This window comes from Flavobacterium sp. H4147 (assembly GCF_029360735.1).
GTDB lineage: Bacteria > Bacteroidota > Bacteroidia > Flavobacteriales > Flavobacteriaceae > Flavobacterium > Flavobacterium endoglycinae.
On the sequence record NZ_JARKNB010000004.1, the window covers coordinates 1 to 23,671 of the forward strand.

The window sequence follows — 23,671 nt, forward strand, 5'->3', positions numbered from 1 at the left end:
CTCTTCCCATCCCGAACAGAGAAGTTAAGCCCGCCTGCGCAGATGGTACTGCATATTGTGGGAGAGTATGTCGCCGCCTTTCTTTTGTAAAACCCTGTCCATACCGGACAGGGTTTTTTCGTTTTTACATATTAGTTGGAAATTGTCATAAAAAATAGAAGGAGCTAAGTTTTAAAAACTGTTAAATTATAGTCAATTCTATAAGGTTAAAGATTGATAGTTTAGACTTTTCGGATTTGAATGAGTATTTTTGTGTTTCAATTATTTTATTTAAACATGAAGAAAAATATTTTACTGTTAACACTTCTTGCTATTACAAGTTTAAGTGCACAGCAACGTCCAAAATTAGTTGTAGGGATAGTTGTAGATCAGATGAAAATGGAATATTTATATCGATTTTCAGATGATTTTTCTCCAAACGGCTTTAAAAGATTAATGAATGATGGATTTACTTTCCAAAATATGCATTATAACTATATGCCAACTTATACTGCTCCTGGACATGCTTCAATCTATACTGGTACGACACCAGCAACCCACGGAATTGTAGGTAACGAATGGTTCAGCAGAACTCTGGGAAAAGAAATGTATTGTACAGATGATGCAGGAGTTAAAACAGTGGGTGATGGTACAGCAGAAGAAGGCGCTATGTCTCCTAAGAATCTTCAAAGTACTACGATTACAGACGAAGTTAGAATGGCTACTAATTTTAATGGTAAAGTAATTGGAATGAGTTTAAAAGATCGTGGAGCGATATTACCTGCTGGTCATTTTGCAAATTGGGCATTCTGGTACAGTAAAACAGGTTCTTTTATTTCTAGTACATTTTACGGCGACAAATTACCTGATTGGGTTACTGAGTTCAACAACGAAAAAAACTACTTAAAATATATTAATAAAGGTTGGGATTTGTACAAACCTGCTTCGGTTTACAACGAAAGTCTTCCAGATAATAATCCTTATGAGGGAAAATTATATGGAAGTGCGGCACCGGTTTTTCCATACGATTTAAAAACTATGTATGAAAAAAATGATGCGGGTGTTATCCGTGCTACTCCTTTTGGAAACGATTTATTAGCTGAATTTGCAAAAAGGGCTATTGAAAAAGAGGGATTAGGGAAAGATAACATTACAGATTTCTTAACGGTTAGTTTTTCTTCTACAGATTATGTAGGCCATTTACTCGGACCAAGATCTATGGAGCTTCAAGATACTTACTTGAGGTTAGATCAGACAATAGCAGATTTTTTAGTTTATCTTGATAAAACGGTTGGGAAAGGTAATTATCTACTTTTCTTAACAGCGGATCATGCTGGAGCTGAAAACGTAATTTATTTAAAAGATCGTAAATACAATGTAGATAATTATCCTTCTAAAGAGGTTAAGAAAAGTTTACAAGATTTTTCAACTAAGACTTTTGGTGTAGATTTGATTCAAAACTATTCAAATTTTAATGTTTTCTTCAATAAACAAATTATTAAGGAGAAGGCATTAGAACTTGCAAAAGTAAAACAAGCATTCAAAGAATTTTTAATTACTCAGCCTCAAGTTAAAAAAGTTTATACAGAAGAAGAAATTTTGGCAAATGCTGGAAATGATTATTCTCTTAATTTTGTAGCAAAAGGATATGATGTAACACAAAACGGTGATTTAGTTATTGTAGATAAGCCGGGAGATATAGAATATTCAACTACTGGGACATCTCACGGAACTATTTATAGTTATGATACACACGTTCCGGCCATTTTCTACGGATGGAATATTAAGAAAGGAGAATCTTATGATAAAAAGGCTATTACAGAAATTGCTCCGACAATAGCTCAGAAAATTAAAGTTACTTTTCCAAACGGAACTGAAGCTAAGGTAATGACTGAAGTTCTTGATAACAAGAAATAATAAAATATACTATTTTAAACCTGTCTTGTGTGAGACAGGTTTTTTTTATGAAAAAAAAAAGGCTTTTCAATTAAGAAAAGCCTTTATAATAGCGACTTAGTAAGCACTTATATAAGTATTAGCACTATGCGTTTGCTAATACTATTTCTTCGTTAAAAGGAAGATTCCAAGCTTCAGCAACTCCTTTATAAAGGATTTTTCCATTAGCTACGTTTAATCCTTTTTTCAATTCTTCATTTTCTGCACATGCTTTTTCCCATCCTTTGTTTGCTAATTGTACAGCATAAGGTAAAGTTGCGTTTGTTAAAGCTAAAGTAGACGTGTAAGGAACAGCTCCCGGCATATTAGCAACACAGTAGTGAACGATATCGTCAATAATGAAAGTTGGGTTTTCGTGAGTTGTTGGAGTACAAGTTTCAATACATCCTCCTTGGTCAACAGCGACATCAACAACAACAGTTCCTGGACGCATTAATTTAAGCATATCACGAGTAATTAAGTGAGGTGCTTTTGCTCCTGGAATTAAAACAGCTCCAACAATTAGGTCGGCATCTTTAATTGCTCTTGTAATGTTGTAGTGGTTCGACATTTCTGTATTTACATTTGCTGGCATAATATCATCTAATTGACGTAAACGTGGCAAGCTTAAGTCCATGATAGTTACTTGAGCACCTAATCCAGCAGCCATTTTAGCTGCTTGAGTTCCTACGATTCCTCCACCTAAAACTAATACTTTTGCCGGTGGTACACCTGGAACACCTCCTAAAAGAATTCCTCTTCCTTTTAATGGTTTTTCAAGATATTTTGCTCCTTGTTGAATTGCCATACGACCTGCAACTTCAGACATTGGAACTAATAATGGTAAACTTCTGTCTGTTTTCTCTACCGTTTCGTAAGCTAAACAAACAGCTCCTCTTTCTAACATTGCATGCGTTAATTCCTCAGAAGATGCAAAGTGGAAATAAGTAAATAATAATTGATCTTTTTTGATCAATGGGTATTCAGAAGCAATTGGCTCTTTTACTTTGATGATCATTTCTGCAATTGCATAAACTTCTTCAATAGTTGGTAAAACTACTGCACCAGCTTCAGCATATTCTGCATCAGCAAAACCACTTCCTAAACCAGCAGTAGATTGTACATAAACTGTATGTCCGTGTTTTTTCATTTCAGAAACACCGGCAGGAGTTAGAGCAACTCTGTTTTCGTTATTTTTTATTTCTTTAGGAACACCTATTATCATTTTGTTATATTTTTTGTTTTTATTGAAATTGTTTTTACAAATCTACAGATAGAGAATAAATTATGGTTTAACATGCGATAAATAAGAAAATATTATTTTATTTTTTACTTTTACAGAAAAATATTCTGATTCTGTTAAGAATTGATTCTCCAAAAAGAAAAAATGACTAAATCAGCTTATTTTAATAAAACGTTTTCGTTATGGCTTTAGATGAAATTGACAAAAAAATCCTACGTCTTTTGCAGGAAGATGCGCATTATACTTTAAAAGATATTGCAAACAAAATAAATTTGTCCTTAACACCTGTTCATGATAGGGTGAAACGTCTTGAAAAAGATGGTATTATCGAAAAATATGTGACGCTTTTAGATAAGAAAAAATTGGGAAATAATTTGACAGTTTATTGTCAGGTCACACTCGTCAAACAAACTTATGATACGTCTGAAGGATTTAATCAGTCAATTTTAAATCTACCCGAAGTTGTAGAATGTAATTATGTTTCTGGAAATTTTGATTACATGCTTAAAATTATCATTCCGGATATGGAAAGCTATCATCATTTTCATCAGAAAAAATTATCGGTTCTTCCAGAAGTTTCTCTAATTAATACTGTTTTTGTTATTTCGGAAGTGAAGAGTACCACAGTTCTTCCTATTTAAAACAAAAGAAAAACCATCAGGAAATCCCGATGGTTTTAGAAAAAAGTTAGTTTTGGTTGAATTAATAATAGGTATAACGTCTTACTTTGGCAATATATTTTGCTAAACGAATAACTTGGTGGCTATATCCGTATTCATTATCGTACCAGATGTATAAGACTATATTTTTTCCGTCTTTTGACACAATTGTAGCATTGCTATCATAAATAGATGGAGCAGAAGTTCCTACAATGTCAGACGAAACTAATTCGTTGTTTAAAGAATATTTTATCTGCTCTACCAATTCTCCTTCAAGAGCATATTTCTTCATGATTTTATTGATTCCAGAAATTGATGTTGCTTTTTTAACTTCTAAATTTAGAACAGCAAGTGATCCATTTGGCACCGGAACGCGAATTGCATTTGAAGTTAATTTCCCTTCTAATGATGGTAAAGCTTTTGCTACAGCGCTTCCTGCTCCGGTTTCGGTAATGACCATATTTAAAGCTGCAGCTCTTCCGCGGCGGTATTTTCTGTGCATATTATCAACGAGATTCTGGTCGTTAGTGTAAGCATGAATGGTTTCTAAATGCCCTTTTACAACACCAAGACTTTCTTCCACCACTTTTAAAACTGGTGTAATAGCATTTGTGGTGCAGGAAGCTGCCGAAAATATACTTATTTCGTCTGGATTAAAATCGTTATGATTAACGCCATGAACAATATTGGGAACTCCTTTTCCAGGTGCGGTCAATAAAACTTTGTCTACTCCATTTGAAGTTAAATGTCTTTTTAGGGCTTCTTCTGTTGTAAAAGCGCCTGTATTGTCAATTACTAAAGCATCATTGATTCCGTATGTTGTATAATCAATTTCTTCAGGTGAATTTGCAGTAATGATATGAACTGTTGTTCCATTAATAATCAAAGCATTATTTTTTGGATCGGCAATTACAGATCCTTGAAAATCACCATGAATAGAATCATATCGCAATAGAGAAGCTCGTTTCTCTAAACTCGATGCATCATTTTTGTCACGCGTTACAATAGCTCTTAAACGCAGTTGATTTCCTTTTCCGGTTTTTGACATTAGCTCTCTTGCTAATAAACGCCCAATTCTTCCGAAACCATATAAAACAACATCTTTAGGTTGTATTTCTTTAGAAGATTTTGCTTTTTTCAATTTTTCAATAACAAAATATCGTGCATCAGGATATTTTTCATCTTCTAAACGATATTCGTAAGTTAGTTTTCCCAAGTCAATTTTGGCTGGTGGAAGATCTAAGGATAAAACAACTTTTGCGATTTCAACCGAATCAAAAATAGTGATTGGTTTACCCACAAATTCACCAGCATATTGATGAAGGTTAATAATATCGCTTACGTTTTTATCCAATAATTGATTTTTGAATAAAACCATTTCGATGGATTTGTCATACCATAAATCGCTTATGACTTTGATTAATTCGACACCGGCTTTTCGTCGGTCAACTTGTAATGTTACCTCTTTTTGGTACAATGATTTGTTACTCATAATTGAAAAAATAAAATGCTCACTATTTTAAAATTTTGCGCAAAAGTATCTATTTCAATCGATTTCGTAAACTATTTTAGCATTTATTTTTGAAAACAAAAAAGCCACCTTAAATTTTTAAGATGGCTTTTTTTTTGTTTTCAGTCGGAGTCACTGTTTACAGTTTTGTTATACTAAAAACTGTGATCGAAAACTACGACTATATAATAATTCTAAATATCTCCCCGTTTTTGTTGATCATTTCGATACGAACGCTTTGTCCTTCATCTTTTTTGTTCAAAAGTTTTGAAACGGTTTCAACATTTGTTGCTTTCACATTATCAATACTTAAAATGATATTGCCTTGTAATTCATTTTGATACTGCATCAAATTTTCATTAGTGATGTTTTTAATTTTTACACCATAATCAATTCTGAATTTTTTCTTATCGGCAGCGTCAATATTTTCTAATTCAATTCCTTTAAATTCAGTGCTGAAGAATTCATTTTTACTTAAAGTTACAGGAACTGTTTTAGTTTTGCCGTCTTTTATATACGTTACTTTTACAACATCGTTAGGACGTTTTGTATTGATATAACCAGAAAGATCAGCAAAAGTAGAAATGTTTTGATCGTCTAATTTTACAATAATATCACCTTTTGTAAGCCCAGCTTTTTCTGCACCAGAGTTTTTCGAAACTTTGTTGATGTAAAAACCTTGAGTTTCTGTAACGCCTAATTCTTTTGAAGCTGTGCTATTAAGTTCGCCGCCTTCAACGCCCAGAATTCCTCTCTGCACATTTCCATATTCCATAATATCCTCAATAATTTTTCGGGCAATATTAGATGGAACAGCAAAAGAATATCCAACATACGATCCTGTCATAGACGAAATCATGGTGTTAATTCCAATTAATTCTCCTCTTGTATTTACTAACGCTCCACCGCTATTACCTGGGTTAACCGCGGCATCTGTCTGAATAAATGACTGAATTCCGCTTTGGTCTAAATTTCTGGCCTTCGCCGAAACAATTCCAGCAGTAACAGTAGATGTTAAATTATAAGGGTTACCAACTGCCAAAACCCATTCTCCAACTTTAACAGAATCTGAATTTGCAAATGCAGTGTAAGGTAATTTTTCATCAGCATTGATTTTTAATAATGCGATGTCCATTTTAGAATCCGTTCCAATAAGCTTCGCTTTGTATGATTTTTTGTTGTTTAAGGTAATCTCAATTTCAGAAGCATCTTTGATAACGTGATTGTTGGTTACGATATAACCATCTTCAGAAATAATAACACCAGAACCAGTTCCAACTTGTTCTTGTTGCTGTTGTCCGCCATATCCGTAAAAGAATTCCAGCATTGGGTTGCTAATGGTTCTTCTAGATACATTTTTTACGTGCACAACGGTGTGGATTGTTTTATCAGCTGCTTCGGTGAAATCAACTGCATCTCCGGGTAATCCAACTGTTTTTCCATATGAATTAGGGGCAAGGGTAACAACAGAATTTCCTTTTCCTAAAAGTGAATCACTGCCGTCAAATAATAACTTGTAAGCACCAAGTGTAGTAGCACCACTTAGAAGTGAAACTAAAAATAAGGTTGAAAATTTTTTCATATTACAGTTTATTTTTTTGAGTTGTTTAGATATTTGTTTTTAACATTTAGTAACGTAAAATTATGCCAAAAAATTATTTGAAAAAATGGTTTAACGCTCTTTAACAATGATTAACATTTCATTAATTAATAGTTCGTACTTTTGTATTTCTAACAACTAAAAAATGCAAATAGAATTTTATAAATATCAAGGAACTGGAAATGATTTTGTAATGATTGATAACCGTTCAGATTTCTTTCCAAAAAATGATGTAAAACTTATTGAGCGTCTGTGTGACAGACGTTTCGGAATTGGGGCAGACGGACTTATTTTGCTTGAAAATGATTCTGAAACTGATTTCAGAATGGTATATTACAATTCAGATGGAAATCAAAGTTCGATGTGTGGAAACGGCGGAAGATGCCTTGTTGCCTTTGCCAATCAGCTTGGGGTTATTGATGATAAAACTACTTTTATAGCTACAGATGGACTTCATCATGCTTCTGTAGGTGATGATGCCATTGTATCTCTTCAGATGATTGATGTGAATGAAGTACAAAAAAAAGATTCTTATACTTTTCTAAATACAGGATCACCACATCATGTTCAGCTTGTTGATGACTTAGAGCACTATAACGTAAAGGAAAATGGTGCAGCTATTCGTTACGGCGAATTGTACGGTGAAAAAGGGAGTAACGTTAATTTTGTAAAGAAAGTTGATGATGGTACATTTTCGCTTCGTACTTACGAAAGAGGTGTTGAAGATGAAACCTTGGCTTGCGGAACTGGTGCAACAGCTGTAGCAATTGCTATGAATGCCATTGGAGAAACAGATAAAACTTCTATCAATTTAAATGTTGAAGGAGGAAAACTGGTTGTTTCTTTTGATAAAGAAAATGATCATTATACAAATGTATTTCTTACCGGACCAGCCAAATTTGTTTTTAAAGGCACTATAGAAATTTAATACATCCAATTTTTAAATTCTCAATCACAATCTTTAATTTAAATTCAATAATCTAAAAATCAGATGATCACACTCAAAGGCGAATCCATTTATCTTCGTGCACTTGAACCCGAGGATTTAGAATTTGTATATTCTATGGAAAACGATCAAAGCATTTGGGAAGTCAGTAATACCAATACACCATACAGCCGATATCTGATTAGACAATATCTCGAAAATGCGCAGCAGGATATTTATGAAGCAAAACAGCTGCGTCTGGCTATTTGTCAGGATGAAGATTTTCCTGCTATTGGTTTGATAGATTTATTTGAATTTGACCCTAAAAATAATAGGGCAGGAATTGGTATCGTAATTCAGAAGAGTGAAAACAGAGGACAAAATATTGGTTCTGAGGCATTAGAACTTTTAATAAAATACTCTTTTTTCAATTTAAATCTCCATCAGATTTATGCAAATATTAGTACAAATAATGAAGCAAGTATAGCTCTTTTTACTAAATTTGGTTTTGAGAAAATAGGAATTAAAAAAGATTGGATTTTGCTGAATAACCACTATTACGACGAAGCAATTTTCCAGTTAATCAATAAAAACATTTAAAACTTAAGAAACTTTGAACTTAAAAAAAATCATCACCATAACCGCTGTAGCCGTAATTTCTGTTTTGTTGATTTACGGATTTATTTTAATCAGCCGAATTTTTAGTGCCAATACTAAATTTGAAGAAAATGAAGTGTATGTGCATGTGCCAACGGGATCGAATTACAGTGATGTTAAAAAGATATTAGCACCATATATTAAGAATTTTGACAATTTTGAATTAGTGGCAAGCAAAAGAAGTTATCCTGAAAATGTAAAACCAGGACGTTTTCTTCTTAAAAAAGATATGAATAATATTGATTTAGTTCGTGCCATGCGCGCTAATGTTCCAGTAAAATTGGCATTTAACAATCAAGAACGCTTAGAAAACTTTGCTGGTAGAGTAGGTTCAGAAATTGAAGCAGACAGTACTTCTTTATTAAAAGCTTTTAGAGATCCTGCTTTTTTAGAAGCAAACGGATTTAATGAAGAGAATGTTTTTGCGATGTTTATCCCAAATACATATGAGGTATATTGGAATACATCTGCAGAAAAGTTCCGTGATAAAATGATCAAAGAATATCATAAATTCTGGACTCCTGAAAGAATCGAGCAAGCTAAAAAGCAAGGATTGACTCCTGTTCAGGTTTCTATTTTGGCTTCAATTGTACATAAAGAATCGGTTAAAAGAGATGAAAGACCACGTATTGCTGGAGTTTATTTAAACCGTCTACGTCTTGAAATGCCATTACAAGCAGATCCAACGGTTATTTATGCTTTAAAATTAAGAGACAATGATTTTGATCAAGTTATTAAAAGAGTGTTTTATAATGATTTGATTATGAAATCTCCTTATAATACCTATGTAAATATCGGACTTCCTCCGGGACCAATTGCAATGGCGGATATTACAGCTCTTGAAGCCGTTTTAAACCCAGAAAAACACGATTATATTTACTTTTGTGCTAGTGTAGATCGTTTCGGTTATCATGAATTTGCATCCAATTATGCAGATCATACTAAAAATGCTAAAAGATATTCAGACTGGATTGCTAGTCAAGGGGTAACTAGATAACTTTGATTTTCGAATAATTTTCAATTCAAAATAACTTAAAAAAAGCTTTCAATCTGATTCAAATTTTTGAAAAGGATTGAGAGCTTTCTTTTATTTAAATATAAAAATCTTACAAAATTTACATTTTAAATTGTAAGTTATTTCTTTCTTTTTAATCGAATTTACCTAAAATTGATATAAAATTGCACTTTTTTTAAATTTGTTTTTCCTGTTTTTGCTCTAAAATTTATTGATAGATTTCCTCTCGAACCTTGCGTAATTAAAGGGCTTAACTGGAATTGGCAGAATTTTGATTATCGTTTAAACCGCTGATAATCAGATTTTTTTGTTTTTAATTACTTTTGCATCGTAGAAATTTCAAAGAGGTGACAGCGATTTGAAGAAAAACAATTTATGATAAAGAAGTGGTATTTTTATGCGAGTTTGATCGTAATTATTACATTTTTAAGTTTGGGTTTTAAACCCTTTAGTGTCGAAACCAAACCGTGGTTTCTAACAGAAAAAACAGATGGCGCAGAATACATGTTTCCGTCTGAAGAAAAGGATGATTATCCTAAAGTAAATCTAAACGTTCCATATACCGGAAAACGTCTTATCGGTTTTAAAGAAGCAGTCGCTTTTAAAGAATCTCAGGGAAAATACAAATTAGTGAATTCGCTGGGGTATATGGGAAAATATCAATTTGGTTCTAAAGCTTTACGTGCAATTGGTATCAGTGATGACAAGGACTTCTTAAAAGATCCTGCTTTACAGGAAAAAGCTTTCGTAGCGTTATTATCCAAAAACAAATGGATTTTGCGTAATGAAATCGAAAAGTATGAAGGAAAAGTCATTAATGGCGTTAAAATCACCGAATCGGGAATTTTAGCGGCAGCACACTTAGGAGGTGCAGGATCAGTAAAGAACTTTTTTAAACATGGAGGCAACAGGCATTTTAGAGATGCTTTTGGAACTTCTTTAAAAAGTTACTTAAGAGATTTTGCAGGCTATGATCTTTCTTTTATTGAGGCAGATAATAATGCCACAATTGACAATTAAAAAAGAAGCCCCGTAAAATTCGGGGCTTTTTTAATCTATTAGTATTTCTAGGATTTGTATGGCAGCTTCGCTGATTTTGGTTCCAGGACCAAAAATGGCTGCAGCGCCCGCATCAAATAAGAATTGATAGTCCTGTACCGGAATTACACCGCCCACAATTACCATAATATCTTCACGTCCATGTTTTTTAAGTTCTTCAATAACTTGCGGAACCAGCGTTTTATGTCCAGCTGCTAGAGATGAAACGCCTAAAATATGAACGTCATTTTCAACAGCTTGTTTTGCAGCTTCTGCAGGAGTTTGGAATAAAGGACCTATATCTACATCAAAACCTACATCGGCGTAACCTGTCGCTACTACTTTTGCGCCGCGATCGTGACCGTCTTGTCCCATTTTGGCGATCATAATTCGAGGACGTCTTCCTTCTTGTTTAGCAAAAGCATCGGCTAACTGCTTTGCTTTTTCAAAATTTTCGTCGTTTTTTATTGCTGCACTATACACACCGCTAAAAGATTTAATCTGCGCTTTAAACCTTCCAAAAATGCTTTCAAGGGCAAAACTGATCTCACCTAATGTGGCTCTATTTCTAGCAGCTTCAACAGCGATTTCTAATAAATTACCTTCTCCGGTTTTAGCGCAGTGAATTAATTTTTCAAGTGACTGATTTACTTTTTGAGTATCTCGCTTTGCTTTAATATGTTCCAATCGCTCAATTTGTTGTCGGCGTACCATTTGGTTGTCAACATCTAAAATATGAAGCGGATCTTCTTTTTCTAATCTAAATTTATTTACTCCGACAATAATGTCTTGCCCGCTGTCAATACGAGCTTGTTTTCTTGCAGCAGCTTCTTCAATTCGAAGTTTTGGTATTCCAGCTTCAATAGCTTTGGTCATTCCGCCTAACTCTTCAACTTCATTAATAAGTTTCCAAGTATTTTCTAAAATATCATTGGTAAGCTTTTCAACATAATAACTTCCTCCCCATGGATCTACCGTTTTGGTGATTTTGGTTTCTTCCTGTAAATAAATCTGAGTATTACGAGCAATTCTGGCTGAGAAATCTGTTGGTAGTGCAATAGCTTCGTCCAAAGCATTTGTATGTAAAGACTGCGTTCCGCCAAAAGCTGCAGCTGCGGCTTCAATACAAGTTCTGGCAACATTGTTAAACGGATCTTGTTCTGTCAAACTCCATCCGCTGGTTTGGCAATGTGTTCGTAATGCTAATGATTTATCACTTTTTGGATTAAACTGCTGAATCAATTTTGCCCAGATCATTCGGCCGGCTCTCATTTTGGCAATTTCCATAAAATGGTTCATTCCAATAGCCCAAAAGAAAGAAAGGCGGGGAGCAAATTCATCGATTGTCATTCCGGTTGATAATCCTGTTCTAATATATTCTAAACCGTCGGCAAGGGTATAAGCTAATTCAATATCAGCTGTTGCTCCGGCTTCCTGCATGTGATATCCTGAAATTGAGATCGAATTGAATTTCGGCATTTTTTTGCTTGTAAATTCAAAAATATCTGCAATAATTTTCATCGATGGAGCAGGAGGATAGATATACGTATTACGAACCATGAACTCTTTTAGAATATCATTTTGAATGGTTCCAGAAAGTTTATTCAGTTCAACTCCCTGCTCTTCAGCAGCAACAATATAAAAAGCCATGATAGGGAGAACAGCGCCATTCATAGTCATCGAAACCGACATTTCATCTAACGGAATCTGATCGAATAATACTTTCATATCTTCCACAGAATCTATGGCGACCCCAGCTTTTCCAACATCTCCAACTACTCGTTCGTGATCTGAATCGTAACCGCGGTGTGTTGGTAAATCAAAAGCGATAGAAAGTCCTTTTTGTCCCGCAGCAAGATTTCTTCTGTAAAATGCATTACTTTCTTCTGCAGTAGAAAATCCAGCATATTGACGAATTGTCCACGGGCGACGAACATACATCGTAGCATAAGGTCCGCGAAGATTTGGAGTAAAGCCTGCCCCGAAATCAAGAAATTCTAAATCTTCTATATCTTTTTCAGAATAGTTTTTTTTAATCTCAATTCCTTCGGCTGTGGTGAAGTTATGGGTTAAGTGTGAAGGGTTATGCGTTTGCTCGCTTAGCTCTTTACTTTTAACATCTAACTTTATATGTGTAAGGTCTTTTCTTGTCATAGACGCTTTTCGGTTTATTTAATATTAATTATCATTTAGATTATTCCTGTTCCAGCCTTTCCTGTTCCAGTTTTTCAGCTAATCTTTTTTCGATTATAGGGGTAATTAATGTTTTTCTTGGTTTGATTTTTACAAAAGGAAACAGCTCTAAATCATGTTTCATTTTGTCATCTTTATTAGGATATTTATTGGTGCCTAACAAGATTTCTTTTTTTGAATCGAATAATTCCTGTTCTTTATTGGCACTTTCCTGAATTTTCTTCTTGATAATTCCTTCGTTCAGAAGTTTTAGGTATCCGCCATTCGCTTCCATATCTTTGAACAATGCCAGACTTTTTTCAGCCAGCTGCATCGTAAGGCTTTCAATGTAATAACTTCCGTCGGCAGGATTGTCTACTTTGTCAAAGTAACTTTCGTGTTTTAAAACTAACAACTGGTTACGGGCAATTCGGTCCCCAAATTCATTGTCCTTATGATACAATGAATCATAAGGTAAATTTGCCACTGCATCTGCACCGCCTAGAATTGCCGACATACATTCGGTTGTAGTGCGAAGCATATTGACATTGTAATCATAAATTGTTTTGTTTCGTTTTGTTGGCGTTACCAAAAAATGACAGTCTAAATTTGGATTATATTCTGCAGCAATTAATTTGAAAAGCATTCGTAAAGCGCGAAGCTTTGAGATTTCAAAAAAATAGTTGGTTCCAACGGCAATTTGAAAAACAATAGGTTTTGTAAAATCAGGAAAACGATTTAAATATTCATTAGCATGTGCTAAACTGTAAGCGATTTGCTGTGTAATATTGGCTCCGGCGTTTTGATACAAACCTGAATCAATGCTTAGTAAAGAAAGATTTTGAGCTTCCTTTGAAATTTTCTCAAGTGTCTCGAAATTATTTTTATCAGAAGTTAAAAACCAGTTTCCTTCTCGTGCCAAATGACCAATTGGATCTAAATTGCAATAAAAAACTGCTTTTCGAGCAATAGAAATTTGGTTTAATTTCTTAACGAAATCGATTGAGAGAAAGCTTAAATTGAAGTAAACGATTTTATTTTCTAAAGGAATATTTTCCAATAGTTTAGTAACGTCAATATTTTCGTTTTGAATTGTAAAACGTAAACTTTCAGCGCCTCTTTCAAGTGTATTGTTTGCTCTTCGAATCGATTTTTCAATGTCGTGAACAAATATATTCTGGCAGATTTTAAAATGAGAAGCCTGTGTGTTAACAGAAGCTGATTTGGAAAATTCATCTCTGTGATAAAAAGGCTTAACCTGAATATCTTCTGGAGAATTCCAAATTACAGTTTCGTTATAATCGGCTCCATCTAATTCAAACTGAATTTTTTGTTTCCATTGTTTGGATGAAATCGGATTAAAATCGTCGAATAGGTTAGCCATTGGTTGTTTTTTTCTTGATTATTCTTCTTTTTGAATAGTATCTCCCTCAAAGTGGATGATGTAAATATCTTCGCTGTCTTTTTTCATGAAGTACTTTTCGCGAGCATATTTCTCTATTTGTTCAGGATTTTTAAGTTGTTTGATCTGTTCCTGATCTTTTTTGATTTCTTCCTGATAATATTTTTTATTGTCTTGGAGTTCATTAATTTGCTGGTCCAAAAAACGATGATCAAAATAGGAGTAATTGTCTAAAAATAACATCCAGATTATAAAGAACAGTAAAACCCAAACGTATTTGTTTCCTAGGTATTTAAACCATTTTTTATCTTTATATGGATTTTTAAATTTCATTTTTAAACGAATATTTCTTTTGAATTGGAGGGTTGTCTCTAGTTCGGATTACTTCTAATTTTTATGGATTAAATTTACAATAAAAATTATAAAATTCTCTGATTAATTACAGCACGAACTACATCAATCGCTACCGTATTGTATTTGTCGTTTGGAATAATAATATCAGCAAAAGCTTTAGAAGGTTCGATAAACTGCTCATGCATAGGTTTTAAGGTGTTTTGATAACGGTTTAAAACTTCGTCAATATCTCTTCCTCTTTCAGAAATATCCCTTTTTAAACGACGAATTAATCTTTCATCAGAATCAGCATGAACGAAAATTTTAATGTCAAACATATCGCGTAATTCTGGATTGGTCAGAATTAAAATACCTTCCACAATCATTACTTTTCTTGGATGAGTTGATACGGTATCGTCCGTTCTGTTGTGCTGAATAAAAGAATAAACCGGCTGATCAATAGTTTCTCCGGCTTTTAAAGCTTTTAAGTGTTTTACCAGTAATTCAAAGTCAATAGCACGAGGATGATCAAAGTTAATTAATGCTCTTTCGTCGAAAGATAAATTGGTAGTTTCTTTATAATAAGAATCCTGAGAAATTACGCCCACTTCTGTATCTGGTAATTCATTCATAATTTGGTGTACTACCGTTGTTTTTCCACTTCCTGTTCCTCCTGCGATTCCTATAATGAGCATAAATTTGATGTTATAATTTGTTTCGCAAAAATAATAATTTAAGTGAATTGCTAAACATATTATGTGTTTTAAACCATATAAGTAATGTAAGTAAATTTAAGCGGAAAAATTTTTAAGTAAAACAGTGCTTAACTGAACTTATATCACTTATATGGTTAAAATGTTTATTTTTATTTTAAAAAAAATCCCGAAAGTAAACCTTCGGGATTTGGTGCAATCAGTATAGTTTTAAAAAAATATTCTGAATTTAGTAAGCACTTGTAATTATTTGTTCTTTTTTGCTTTTATCATCATTTCAAGCTGATCCCAAAGTTCTTCTGGAATTGCTTCTAATAAATTGAATTGTCCCGCACCTTTCAGCCATTCACCTCCATCAATTGTAATAACGTCTCCATTTACATAAGCTGAAAAATCAGAAACTAAATAAGCAGCCAAATTGGCTAATTCCTGATGATCTCCAACTCTTTTCAATGGCACTTTTTTGGCCATATCGAATTTTTCTGAAAGATCGCCCGGCAATAATCGGTCCCAAGCACCTTTCGTTGGAAATGGACCCGGAGCAATAGCATTAGAACGGATTCCGTATTTTGCCCATTCTACCGCAAGACTTCTGGTCATAGCCAAAACTCCCGCTTTTGCTGTAGCACTTGGTACAACATACGCAGAACCTGTCCATGCGTAAGTAGTAACTATATTTAAAATCGTTGCCGATGTTTGTTTGGTGTCAATCCAATGTTTTCCAAAAGCGAGCGTGCAGTTTTTGGTACCTTTTAATACAATATCAATAACAGTATCAAAAGCGTTTGCAGATAAACGTTCTGTTGGTGAAATAAAATTTCCAGCCGCATTGTTTAAAAGAACATCTACTTTTCCGAAAGCTTTTAAAGTTTCCTGCAGCATGTTTTCAACTTCTTCGTAATGACGAACATCACATTGAAGAGGTAAACATTTGCCTCCTGTTTCTTTTTCAAGCTCTGAAGCAGTATTTTTTAGTTTTTCTAAGTCTCGGGAAGTAATGGCAACCTGAGCGCCTAATTCTAAAAAATATTTTGTCATTGCTTTTCCAAGACCGCTTCCGCCGCCGGTAACTACAATGACTTTACCTTTCAAAGCGTCGTCTCGTAGCATCTTATCTGTATAGCTCATACTTTTCTTTTTTTGCAATATTAATTAAATAAAATAGGATGCACGCATAATATTGTTATAAAATTTTAAAAAATTTTATATATCGCATAATTTTTTAGCGGCTGATTCTAAAGTATGATTGTCTTTTGCAAAGCAGAAACGTATTAATTTCTGGTCCTTATGATCCGAATAAAAAGTAGAAATTGGTATTGCGGCTACTCCATGATCGATGATGAGATTTTTACAGAAACTCACATCGTCTTGATCTGAAATGTTGGCATAAGAAGCCACCTGAAAATAAGTTCCTTCACAAGGTTTTAATTCGAAACGGCTGTTTTGAAGTAATTTTTGAAAATAATCTCTTTTTTCTTGATAGAATTTTCCAAGAAGATTTACATCCACAACATCTATATATTCGCTGATTGCAAATTGAGAAATACTGTTGACGCTGAAAACCAAAAACTGATGCACTTTTTTGATTTCTTTCATTAAATGTTCAGGGGCAATGGTATAACCAATTTTCCAGCCTGTAATATGAAATGATTTTCCAAAAGAAGAAACCATCACACAACGGTCTAAAAGAAAATCTTTAGTATGTGCCGAAATATGTTTTTCTTCGAAAGTAATGTATTCGTAAACTTCGTCAGATAAAATGATGATATCTGGATATTTTTCAAGAAGTTTTTTTAGTTGAACAAAATCATTCTCGGTTAAAATTTTCCCAGTTGGATTATGCGGATTGTTGATAATCATCATTCTGGTTTTCACAGAACATGCTTTTTCGATTCTTTCCCAATTTGGAGTATAATCGTCGTTTAATGCTACTCGAACAGGTTTTGCTTTGCAGAGTAAAACGGGAGATTCATACGAATCATAACTCGGATCGAGAATAATTACTTCATCATTTTCTTTTACTAAAGCTAAAATCGTAGTGAAAATTCCCTGTGTTGCTCCGGCCGTAACCAAAAGATCAGTATCTGGATTGATTGTTCTGTTATAAGAACTCTGAGTTAATTTCGCAATTTTATTCATCAATGGTGGATAACCTGCCATTGGTGTATATTGGTGAACATTTTCTTTAGCTAATCTCGCGACAATATCGGTCAGTCTTTCGTCAACTGGAAAATTTGGAAATCCCTGAGAAAGGTTTATCGCATTGTATTCGATTGCCATTTTTGACATTACCGTAAAAATGCTTGTGGTTACGTTAGGGAGTTTGCTCATCATTTGTATTTATTGGAATCGTTAAGTAATAACGAACTCTTACGGGTTTTTTGTTCAGTGTTCCATGTGTCCATCTGGGGCATTTTTTGAGAATGCGAATTGCTTCGTTTCCAGTTCCAAAGTCTGCATCTTTAACAACTATTATATTGCTTAAATAACCATCCTTTTCAACTATAAAATTTACATCAACGATTCCTTTTACCTGAAGTTCTTCTTCTGGATATCTATAATTTTGCCTAATGAATTTATGGAGCTTTTTAATTCCTTTTTCAAATTCGGGTTTTACATCTATTGAATCAATATTGTATACTTTGGTGTCTTCCTTTATTTTAATTTCAGTAACGTCGGCATTTGTATCTATTTTCGATACAGAATTGCTAAAGTCAGTGTCTTTTGAAGCTTTTTTTTCTGTTGAAGAAATGCATTGTGTTAATACAAGGAATAGCAGAGCTGACATTCTTTTCATAAATAAAGATTTATAAAGTAATTTACATTTTATGAATAATAAAAATTGCAGGACGTTTGTCAATATCAATTTTTAACTTTTTCCAATCTGAAACTTTCATCGTTTTAATGAATTCTGTTGGTAAAGTAATATCTGCGGCGATGCAAAGATGAGTTGCGGGATTTAAAATCTGTAAAAGATCTTCAATCAATTTGTTGTTTCTATATGGAGTTTCAATGAATAATTGCGATTGATTTTTGTCCTGAGATAATCTTTCGAAGTGACGTATTGCCGATTTCTTCTCGTCTTTATCAATTGGTAAATATCCGTTGAAGGTAAAGCTTTGGCCGTTCATTCCAGAAGCCATCATGGCCAGTAGGATAGAAGAAGGACCAACTAAAGGCACAACTTGAATTCCTTTTTCGTGAGCCAATTTTACAATTGCTGCGCCTGGATCTGCAACGCCCGGACAGCCGGCTTCGCTCATTAGTCCCATATTTATCCCCTCTAATAAAGGTTTTATGAAATCATTGTGTTCGCTGGTTTCTGTTCTTTTATTTAAGGTAAAAAGAACTAATTCAGATTGTTTTTTTTCTGGATAAACTGCTTTTATAGATTTTCTGGCAGTTTTATCATTTTCAACGATATAATAGTCGATAACTTCTATCGTTCTTCTAACGGTTTGAGGTAAAACATCCATTGGATCGCTTTCGCCCATTGTAGTTGGGATAAGATATAATTTGCCAAAAAGTTTCATGAGTTTTTGTTTAAAATTAAAAAATTCAATTATCTCTGTTTCAGAAACAATTGAATTGAATTAGGAGTGTTTTTTCAGAAGCTGATCAGCAATTAGATCAGTTACTTCGTCCAGCATTTGGTAAACATTGTCAAAACCGTTTGCAGAACCATAATACGGATCTGGAACGTCAACATTTTCATCTGGAAATAATTCGTTTAAAATCAAACGAACTTTATTTTTATGTTCTGGAGTTTTGGCTAAATGAATAACATCGCGAAAATTCGAATTGTCCATTACATAAATGTAGTCGAATTTGTCAAAATCAGAACTTTGGATTTGTCTGCCTTTTTGTGAGCTGATGTTGATTCCGTTTTTTCGGGCAACTTCTATCGAGCGCTTATCCGGACAATGACCAACATGCCAAGAACCTGTTCCAGCCGAATCTACAACGAATTTATCCTGAGGTAATTTTGAGGCTAAAATCCCTTCTGCTAAAGGAGACCTGCAGATATTCCCCAGACAAACCATTAAGATTTTTATAGGCATGGTGCGTATTAAAGCGTTAGTTTTTTATTGATGTCTTCGACAAATTTTTTGAATTGTTTGTCTGTAGAAACTAAGTTGTCAACCGTTTTACAAGCGTGTAATACCGTAGCGTGGTCACGATCTCCAATTTGAGAACCAATATTTGCCAAAGAAGCTTTAGTAAATTTCTTGGCAAAGAACATGGCTAATTGTCTTGCTTGTACTACGTGTCTCTTTCTCGTTTTAGATTGAAGTGTTTCAATATCTAATTGGAAATAATCTGAAACAATTTTTTGGATATAATCGATAGAGATTTCTCTCTTAACATTTTTAACGAATTTCTCAACAACGCTTTTTGCTAATTCGATTGTCACTTCTTTTTTATTGAAAGAAGATTGAGCAATTAATGAAATGATAGCGCCTTCAAGTTCTCTAACATTCGATTTGATGTTGCGGGCAACATATTCTAAAATATCTTCCGGCATAGTAACACCATCACGATATAAAATGTTTTTTAAGATTGAGATACGGGTTTCATAATCAGGCTGGTGCAATTCTGCAGACAATCCCCATTTGAAACGAGATAATAAACGCTGTTCAATATCCTGCATGTCAACAGGCGCTTTGTCAGATGTTAAAATTACCTGTTTTCCGTTTTGGTGCAAGTAATTGAAAATGTGGAAAAATACGTCCTGAGTTCCTGATTTTCCTGATAAAAACTGAACATCATCAATAATTAAAACATCAATTAATTGGTAAAAATGAATAAAGTCGTTACGGTTATTCTTTTTTACAGAATCAATATATTGTTGTGTGAAAATTTCAGCAGAAATATATAAAACGGTTTTTTCTGGATATTTATCTTTTACTTCAACCCCAATGGCGTGTGCTAAGTGTGTTTTTCCTAAACCAACTCCTCCAAAAATCAGCAAAGGATTAAAAGAAGTTCCTCCCGGTTTGTTGGCAACAGCCATACCAGCCGAACGAGCTAAACGGTTTGAGTCTCCTTCAAGGAAATTATCAAAACTATAATTAGGATTTAATTGAGATTCAATTTTTAAATTTCGGATTCCCGGAATTACAAATGGATTTTTCAGCTCTGGATTTAAGTTTTTAAACGGAGCGTCAACCTCTTGCGGTTTCATTGGAACTCTGTTGGAACTTGGCAGCTGCTCGGTAAATGGCTGTTTGTTTCCGTAAGTGTTCTCCATTTTAATTTTATAGAGTAACTTTGCGTTTTTTCCCAGTTCTTTGGTAAGCGCAACTTTCAATAATTTTACGTAGTGTTCTTCTAGCCACTCGTAGAAGAATTTACTTGGAACTTGAATATATAACGCGTTATCGGTTAGCTCAACTGATTTGATTGGTTCAAACCAAGTTTTGTATGCTTGATCTTGAATATTGTCCTTTATGAAAGACAAACAGTTTTCCCATACCGATTGAGCAGTTTTAGTCATAGATTCAAATAAATTTTTATATTATTGTTAAAGATTCTCCTATAAAAAAGGAGCAATTTTATTCCTTAATTCGGGATAACAAATATGTGAACAAATTTCTGTAAAAAAAAATATTTTGTAGTTTAATTTTATTAAAAAAAGTCGTAATAGGACTTGAGTAATTTAAAAGTTTTTAATATATAAATAATGAAAAAACATCAAACGCAAGTACGTGTCCGTTACTCCGAAACTGATCAAATGGGAGTGGTTTATCACGGAAATTATGTGCCGTATTTTGAGATTGGAAGAGTGGAATGGCTTAGAAATAAAGGGATTTCGTATAAAAGTATGGAAGAAAGCGGAATTGGACTTCCAATTGTTTCCATGCAGATCAACTATAAAAAATCAGCTCGATACGATGAACTTTTAACAATTCATACAACCTTCAAAAGTCAGTCATCTGTTAAGATTGAATTTGACTGCGAAATTTATAATGAGGCAAATGAGTTATTAACAACAGCAGTGTTTATTTTAGTATTTATTTCGTTAAAAACGGGTCGCCCAACAGCTCCGCCAGATTATATTTTAGAATTGTTTAAAACACTCGAATAATTGTTAAATCGAGATGCATTTTGATGTTAAATTATATAATTTTAATATCGATTTCAAACATTAAATCAAAAATGTCGAATATAGATTCGGCATTTTTTTTACGCGTTTTTGTAATTATTTTTCCAATTGGCTGACCTGTGTTTTCATCCATTTCCATTTCCTGAGAAGTAATCTCAAGTTTCTTTTCTTTAATTACCCGCATTACTTTGTTCATGTTTTTATAATCAAAAGAAATCAAAAACTGAACATCGATTGTTTTTTCTATAATCTCACAAACCTCCAGGGTCATTTGAGCCGTTGTTCTGTAAGCACTTATCAAACCGCCAACGCCTAATTTGATACCGCCAAAAATACGAACTACAACTACAAGAACGTTGGTGACTCCAAAAGATTGTATCTGGCCGTAAATAGGTGCGCCAGCCGTATTGTTTGGTTCGCCATCATCATTTGCTCTGTATGAAATTTTGGGTGCAGTTCCTAATTGATACGCATAGCAATAGTGTACAGCGTGCGGATGAAGTTTTCTTAAGTTTTCAATAATAGGTTTTACTTCTTCCTCACTTTCTATAGGATAAGCATAGCCAAAGAATTTGCTTCCTTTTTCTTTAAAAAGCACTTCTTCAGATTCAAAAGCAATGGTTTGGTACGTATCGTTAATTTCCAAAAGCAGTATTCTTAAAGTATATTTTTTTTATAAAGATCAATTACATCTTCTTTTCCAACTTGTAAATTCCAGACATTTATACCTAATTTCGCTGCGCTGTCTGTGTTTTCTGTTTTATCATCAACAAACAAAGTATTTTCTGGAACTAAATTATGTTTGTCAAGCAAGAACTGATAAATCTTAGGATCTGGTTTTCTCAATCCGATGTCAAATGAGAAATACACTTTTTCAAAGCAGTTGTAAAAATCCGTGTAAAAAGAAATACCACTTCTTTTTTCAAAAGTTGAAATATGAATTGAATCCGTGTTGCTCAATAAAAACAAACGATATTTTTTTGAAAGTTCTTTTAAGAAATCCAATCGGTACGAAGGGAAATCGGCTAAAACGGCATTCCAAGCTTCGAGAATTTCTTCGATTGATGCATTAGGAAGTTCGTTTTGAAATCCTGCTATAAAATCATCATATGAAACATCTCCAGTTTCAAACAATAAATTCAAACGATCCATTTCAGAATTCCATTCTTTCATACCTAATTTCTGCAATCCCGAAATGGTTCCTTGTTTATTTAAATTGATAAAAATATCGCCAAAGTCAAAAATTATAGTATCAATCATGGTTTCTTATATAAAGTAATTCGTCGGTTAGAATATTTGTTTTGGTGATGTTTTTCTTTAGAATAACAGGAGCTTTTACGCCATTTTCAAAAGAAGTTGTTCCAATAAAAACTCTCGCTTCGTCCCAAATATCTTGATCTATAAAAGATTGAAGCGTTTGTCTGCCGCCTTCAATAATAACAGATTGTATTTGGTGATTGTACAAAACCTCTAAAAGCTGCGAAATCATATTTTTATTAAGATCAATCTTTTCAAAAATCGTATTTTCTGTTGAATGTATATCATCTGCATTCGAAAATACAATTGTTTTTACGCTTTCATCAAAAACAAAACTATCTTTTGAAATTCGGTTATGCTGATCCAAAATCACACGAACAGGATTGTTCCCTGACCAATCTCGGGTATTTAATTTCGGATTATCGTCAATTACAGTTTGTGTTCCTACTAAAATAGATTGTTCTTCGCTTCGCCATTTATGAACCAATTGTCTGGAGTATTGATTGGTAATCCAAATAGGTTTACGTTCCTGATCTGCAACTTTTTCAGGAGCTAGAAAACCATCTTGGCTTTCTGCCCATTTCAATATAATATAAGGTCTCTTTTTTTGATGGAAAGTAAAAAAGCGTTTATTGAGCTCGTTGCATTCATCTTCTAAAACTCCGACCGTAACATTTGCTCCGGCTTCAATTAGTTTTAAAATGCCTCTTCCTGCAACTTTTTCATTAGGATCAACAGTTCCCACCACAACATTCGGAATTTCATTGGCGATTATCAAATCACAGCAAGGAGGAGTTTTGCCAAAATGACTGCAAGGTTCCAAACTCACATAAATCGTTGCTTTTTTTAGCAATGATTTATCTTTTACAGAACGCACGGCATTTACTTCGGCATGTGGTTCGCCTGCTTTTTTATGCCAGCCTTCGCCGATAATTTTGTCTTCATAAACGATTACGCTCCCCACCATTGGGTTTGGATAGGTAGTTCCAAAACCATTTTGGGCAAGTTCAATGCATCGTTTGATATATTTTTCATGTTTATTCACAGTGCAAAAGTAACTATTTTTCAATTTTTTGTCTAATGTTATGGTGTAAGTTGTGAAACAATCCAAAATGTTATGAAAGTAT

General features: G+C 33.7%; 23 protein-coding genes and 1 rRNA gene. 8 read left to right on the plus strand and 16 right to left on the minus strand.

Translation table 11 applies throughout. The annotated features are described in order from the left end of the window. Positions 1–82 (plus strand): 5S ribosomal RNA (gene rrf, locus P2W75_RS17275); the annotation flags it as partial. 194 nt (positions 83–276) lie between these two features. Next, a complete protein-coding gene (gene pafA, locus P2W75_RS17280) occupies positions 277–1,896 on the plus strand; it encodes an alkaline phosphatase PafA (protein WP_276381454.1) in 1,620 nt (539 codons plus the stop codon). Between the two features lie 124 nt (positions 1,897–2,020). On the opposite strand, the gene ald is transcribed toward pafA, so the two are convergent. Then, a complete protein-coding gene (gene ald / locus P2W75_RS17285) occupies positions 2,021–3,139 on the minus strand; it encodes an alanine dehydrogenase (protein ID WP_207294965.1) in 1,119 nt (372 codons plus the stop codon). A gap of 200 nt (positions 3,140–3,339) precedes the next feature. Here ald and P2W75_RS17290 point away from each other — a divergent pair, with 200 nt between their 5' ends. Beyond that, a complete protein-coding gene (locus P2W75_RS17290) occupies positions 3,340–3,798 on the plus strand; it encodes an Lrp/AsnC family transcriptional regulator (RefSeq protein WP_207294966.1) in 459 nt (152 codons plus the stop codon). 61 nt (positions 3,799–3,859) lie between these two features. Here the strand turns inward: P2W75_RS17290 and P2W75_RS17295 are convergent, their stop codons facing one another. Beyond that, positions 3,860–5,308: a glyceraldehyde-3-phosphate dehydrogenase gene (locus P2W75_RS17295; RefSeq protein WP_276381455.1), complete on the minus strand. Its 1,449-nt coding sequence runs from the start codon at positions 5,306–5,308 to the stop codon at positions 3,860–3,862. A 199-nt stretch (positions 5,309–5,507) separates the two neighbouring features. Then, on the minus strand, positions 5,508–6,908 hold the full coding sequence (locus P2W75_RS17300) for a Do family serine endopeptidase (RefSeq protein ID WP_207294968.1): 1,401 nt from the start codon (positions 6,906–6,908) through the stop codon (positions 5,508–5,510). A gap of 163 nt (positions 6,909–7,071) precedes the next feature. Here P2W75_RS17300 and dapF point away from each other — a divergent pair, with 163 nt between their 5' ends. The 4 genes from dapF (at position 7,072) to P2W75_RS17320 (ending at position 10,543) form a co-directional block, all read left to right on the plus strand. After that, on the plus strand, positions 7,072–7,854 hold the full coding sequence (gene dapF / locus P2W75_RS17305) for a diaminopimelate epimerase (RefSeq protein WP_207294969.1): 783 nt from the start codon (positions 7,072–7,074) through the stop codon (positions 7,852–7,854). Positions 7,855–7,917: 63 nt separating this feature from the next. Further along, positions 7,918–8,451 (plus strand): GNAT family N-acetyltransferase, encoded by a 534-nt coding sequence (locus P2W75_RS17310; RefSeq protein WP_276381456.1) that lies wholly within the window; start codon positions 7,918–7,920, stop codon positions 8,449–8,451. Positions 8,452–8,464: 13 nt separating this feature from the next. Continuing rightward, entirely contained in the window at positions 8,465–9,505 is a 1,041-nt protein-coding gene (gene mltG / locus P2W75_RS17315; RefSeq protein WP_207294971.1) for an endolytic transglycosylase MltG, read from the plus strand. A 393-nt stretch (positions 9,506–9,898) separates the two neighbouring features. After that, a complete protein-coding gene (locus P2W75_RS17320) occupies positions 9,899–10,543 on the plus strand; it encodes a peptidoglycan-binding protein LysM (RefSeq protein WP_207294972.1) in 645 nt (214 codons plus the stop codon). 30 nt (positions 10,544–10,573) lie between these two features. Here the strand turns inward: P2W75_RS17320 and scpA are convergent, their stop codons facing one another. From scpA to dnaA, 10 genes are all read right to left on the minus strand, one after another. Continuing rightward, the gene (gene scpA, locus P2W75_RS17325) at positions 10,574–12,715 is read right to left on the minus strand and encodes a methylmalonyl-CoA mutase (protein WP_276381457.1); all 2,142 of its coding nucleotides are present in this window, start codon (positions 12,713–12,715) and stop codon (positions 10,574–10,576) included. 40 nt (positions 12,716–12,755) lie between these two features. Next, positions 12,756–14,117: a methylmalonyl-CoA mutase subunit beta gene (locus tag P2W75_RS17330; RefSeq protein ID WP_276381458.1), complete on the minus strand. Its 1,362-nt coding sequence runs from the start codon at positions 14,115–14,117 to the stop codon at positions 12,756–12,758. Positions 14,118–14,135: 18 nt separating this feature from the next. Continuing rightward, entirely contained in the window at positions 14,136–14,468 is a 333-nt protein-coding gene (locus tag P2W75_RS17335; RefSeq protein WP_207294975.1) for a septum formation initiator family protein, read from the minus strand. 86 nt (positions 14,469–14,554) lie between these two features. Next, positions 14,555–15,163 carry a uridine kinase gene (gene udk / locus P2W75_RS17340; RefSeq protein ID WP_207294976.1) on the minus strand — a complete coding sequence of 203 codons (609 nt, stop codon included), beginning with the start codon at positions 15,161–15,163 and terminating at the stop codon, positions 14,555–14,557. Positions 15,164–15,427: 264 nt separating this feature from the next. Next, positions 15,428–16,309: an SDR family oxidoreductase gene (locus tag P2W75_RS17345; protein ID WP_207294977.1), complete on the minus strand. Its 882-nt coding sequence runs from the start codon at positions 16,307–16,309 to the stop codon at positions 15,428–15,430. Between the two features lie 75 nt (positions 16,310–16,384). Further along, complete coding sequence (locus tag P2W75_RS17350) at positions 16,385–17,512, minus strand: methionine aminotransferase (protein ID WP_276381853.1); 1,128 nt, start codon at positions 17,510–17,512, stop codon at positions 16,385–16,387. Continuing rightward, positions 17,496–17,978: an energy transducer TonB gene (locus tag P2W75_RS17355; RefSeq protein ID WP_276381459.1), complete on the minus strand. Its 483-nt coding sequence runs from the start codon at positions 17,976–17,978 to the stop codon at positions 17,496–17,498. Before P2W75_RS17355 ends, P2W75_RS17350 begins: the two co-directional genes overlap by 17 nt. 22 nt (positions 17,979–18,000) lie before the next feature. Next, positions 18,001–18,714, minus strand: coding sequence for an SAM-dependent methyltransferase (locus tag P2W75_RS17360; RefSeq protein ID WP_276381460.1), 714 nt, complete (start codon positions 18,712–18,714; stop codon positions 18,001–18,003). Positions 18,715–18,774: 60 nt separating this feature from the next. Then, a complete protein-coding gene (locus P2W75_RS17365) occupies positions 18,775–19,242 on the minus strand; it encodes a low molecular weight protein-tyrosine-phosphatase (RefSeq protein WP_207294980.1) in 468 nt (155 codons plus the stop codon). A gap of 8 nt (positions 19,243–19,250) precedes the next feature. Beyond that, on the minus strand, positions 19,251–20,678 hold the full coding sequence (gene dnaA, locus P2W75_RS17370; protein WP_207294981.1) for a chromosomal replication initiator protein DnaA: 1,428 nt from the start codon (positions 20,676–20,678) through the stop codon (positions 19,251–19,253). Positions 20,679–20,864: 186 nt separating this feature from the next. On the opposite strand from dnaA, the gene P2W75_RS17375 reads away from it, so the two are divergent. After that, entirely contained in the window at positions 20,865–21,269 is a 405-nt protein-coding gene (locus tag P2W75_RS17375) for a thioesterase family protein (protein ID WP_207294982.1), read from the plus strand. A 31-nt stretch (positions 21,270–21,300) separates the two neighbouring features. On the opposite strand, the gene P2W75_RS17380 is transcribed toward P2W75_RS17375, so the two are convergent. The 3 genes from P2W75_RS17380 to ribD are packed head-to-tail and all read right to left on the minus strand — an operon-like array spanning position 21,301 to position 23,589. Continuing rightward, a complete protein-coding gene (locus P2W75_RS17380; RefSeq protein ID WP_276381461.1) occupies positions 21,301–21,933 on the minus strand; it encodes a YigZ family protein in 633 nt (210 codons plus the stop codon). A gap of 11 nt (positions 21,934–21,944) precedes the next feature. After that, on the minus strand, positions 21,945–22,547 hold the full coding sequence (locus P2W75_RS17385; protein ID WP_276381462.1) for an HAD family phosphatase: 603 nt from the start codon (positions 22,545–22,547) through the stop codon (positions 21,945–21,947). Then, the gene (gene ribD, locus P2W75_RS17390) at positions 22,540–23,589 is read right to left on the minus strand and encodes a bifunctional diaminohydroxyphosphoribosylaminopyrimidine deaminase/5-amino-6-(5-phosphoribosylamino)uracil reductase RibD (protein ID WP_276381463.1); all 1,050 of its coding nucleotides are present in this window, start codon (positions 23,587–23,589) and stop codon (positions 22,540–22,542) included. The genes P2W75_RS17385 and ribD overlap by 8 nt, the downstream gene beginning before the upstream one ends. Positions 23,590–23,671: the final 82 nt, after the last annotated feature.

What these genes read in the sequence shown, in the direction of transcription:
- pafA (WP_276381454.1), top strand. Translation starts at nt 277, where the DNA reads ATGAAGAAAAATATTTTACTGTTAACACTTCTTGCTATTACAAGTTTA.
- ald (WP_207294965.1), bottom strand. Translation starts at nt 3,139, where the DNA reads ATGATAATAGGTGTTCCTAAAGAAATAAAAAATAACGAAAACAGAGTT.
- P2W75_RS17290 (WP_207294966.1), top strand. Translation starts at nt 3,340, where the DNA reads ATGGCTTTAGATGAAATTGACAAAAAAATCCTACGTCTTTTGCAGGAA.
- P2W75_RS17295 (WP_276381455.1), bottom strand. Translation starts at nt 5,308, where the DNA reads ATGAGTAACAAATCATTGTACCAAAAAGAGGTAACATTACAAGTTGAC.
- P2W75_RS17300 (WP_207294968.1), bottom strand. Translation starts at nt 6,908, where the DNA reads ATGAAAAAATTTTCAACCTTATTTTTAGTTTCACTTCTAAGTGGTGCT.
- dapF (WP_207294969.1), top strand. Translation starts at nt 7,072, where the DNA reads ATGCAAATAGAATTTTATAAATATCAAGGAACTGGAAATGATTTTGTA.
- P2W75_RS17310 (WP_276381456.1), top strand. Translation starts at nt 7,918, where the DNA reads ATGATCACACTCAAAGGCGAATCCATTTATCTTCGTGCACTTGAACCC.
- P2W75_RS17320 (WP_207294972.1), top strand. Translation starts at nt 9,899, where the DNA reads ATGATAAAGAAGTGGTATTTTTATGCGAGTTTGATCGTAATTATTACA.
- scpA (WP_276381457.1), bottom strand. Translation starts at nt 12,715, where the DNA reads ATGACAAGAAAAGACCTTACACATATAAAGTTAGATGTTAAAAGTAAA.
- P2W75_RS17330 (WP_276381458.1), bottom strand. Translation starts at nt 14,117, where the DNA reads ATGGCTAACCTATTCGACGATTTTAATCCGATTTCATCCAAACAATGG.
- P2W75_RS17335 (WP_207294975.1), bottom strand. Translation starts at nt 14,468, where the DNA reads ATGAAATTTAAAAATCCATATAAAGATAAAAAATGGTTTAAATACCTA.
- udk (WP_207294976.1), bottom strand. Translation starts at nt 15,163, where the DNA reads ATGCTCATTATAGGAATCGCAGGAGGAACAGGAAGTGGAAAAACAACG.
- P2W75_RS17345 (WP_207294977.1), bottom strand. Translation starts at nt 16,309, where the DNA reads ATGAGCTATACAGATAAGATGCTACGAGACGACGCTTTGAAAGGTAAA.
- P2W75_RS17350 (WP_276381853.1), bottom strand. Translation starts at nt 17,512, where the DNA reads ATGAGCAAACTCCCTAACGTAACCACAAGCATTTTTACGGTAATGTCA.
- P2W75_RS17355 (WP_276381459.1), bottom strand. Translation starts at nt 17,978, where the DNA reads ATGAAAAGAATGTCAGCTCTGCTATTCCTTGTATTAACACAATGCATT.
- P2W75_RS17360 (WP_276381460.1), bottom strand. Translation starts at nt 18,714, where the DNA reads ATGAAACTTTTTGGCAAATTATATCTTATCCCAACTACAATGGGCGAA.
- P2W75_RS17365 (WP_207294980.1), bottom strand. Translation starts at nt 19,242, where the DNA reads ATGCCTATAAAAATCTTAATGGTTTGTCTGGGGAATATCTGCAGGTCT.
- dnaA (WP_207294981.1), bottom strand. Translation starts at nt 20,678, where the DNA reads ATGACTAAAACTGCTCAATCGGTATGGGAAAACTGTTTGTCTTTCATA.
- P2W75_RS17375 (WP_207294982.1), top strand. Translation starts at nt 20,865, where the DNA reads ATGAAAAAACATCAAACGCAAGTACGTGTCCGTTACTCCGAAACTGAT.
- P2W75_RS17385 (WP_276381462.1), bottom strand. Translation starts at nt 22,547, where the DNA reads ATGATTGATACTATAATTTTTGACTTTGGCGATATTTTTATCAATTTA.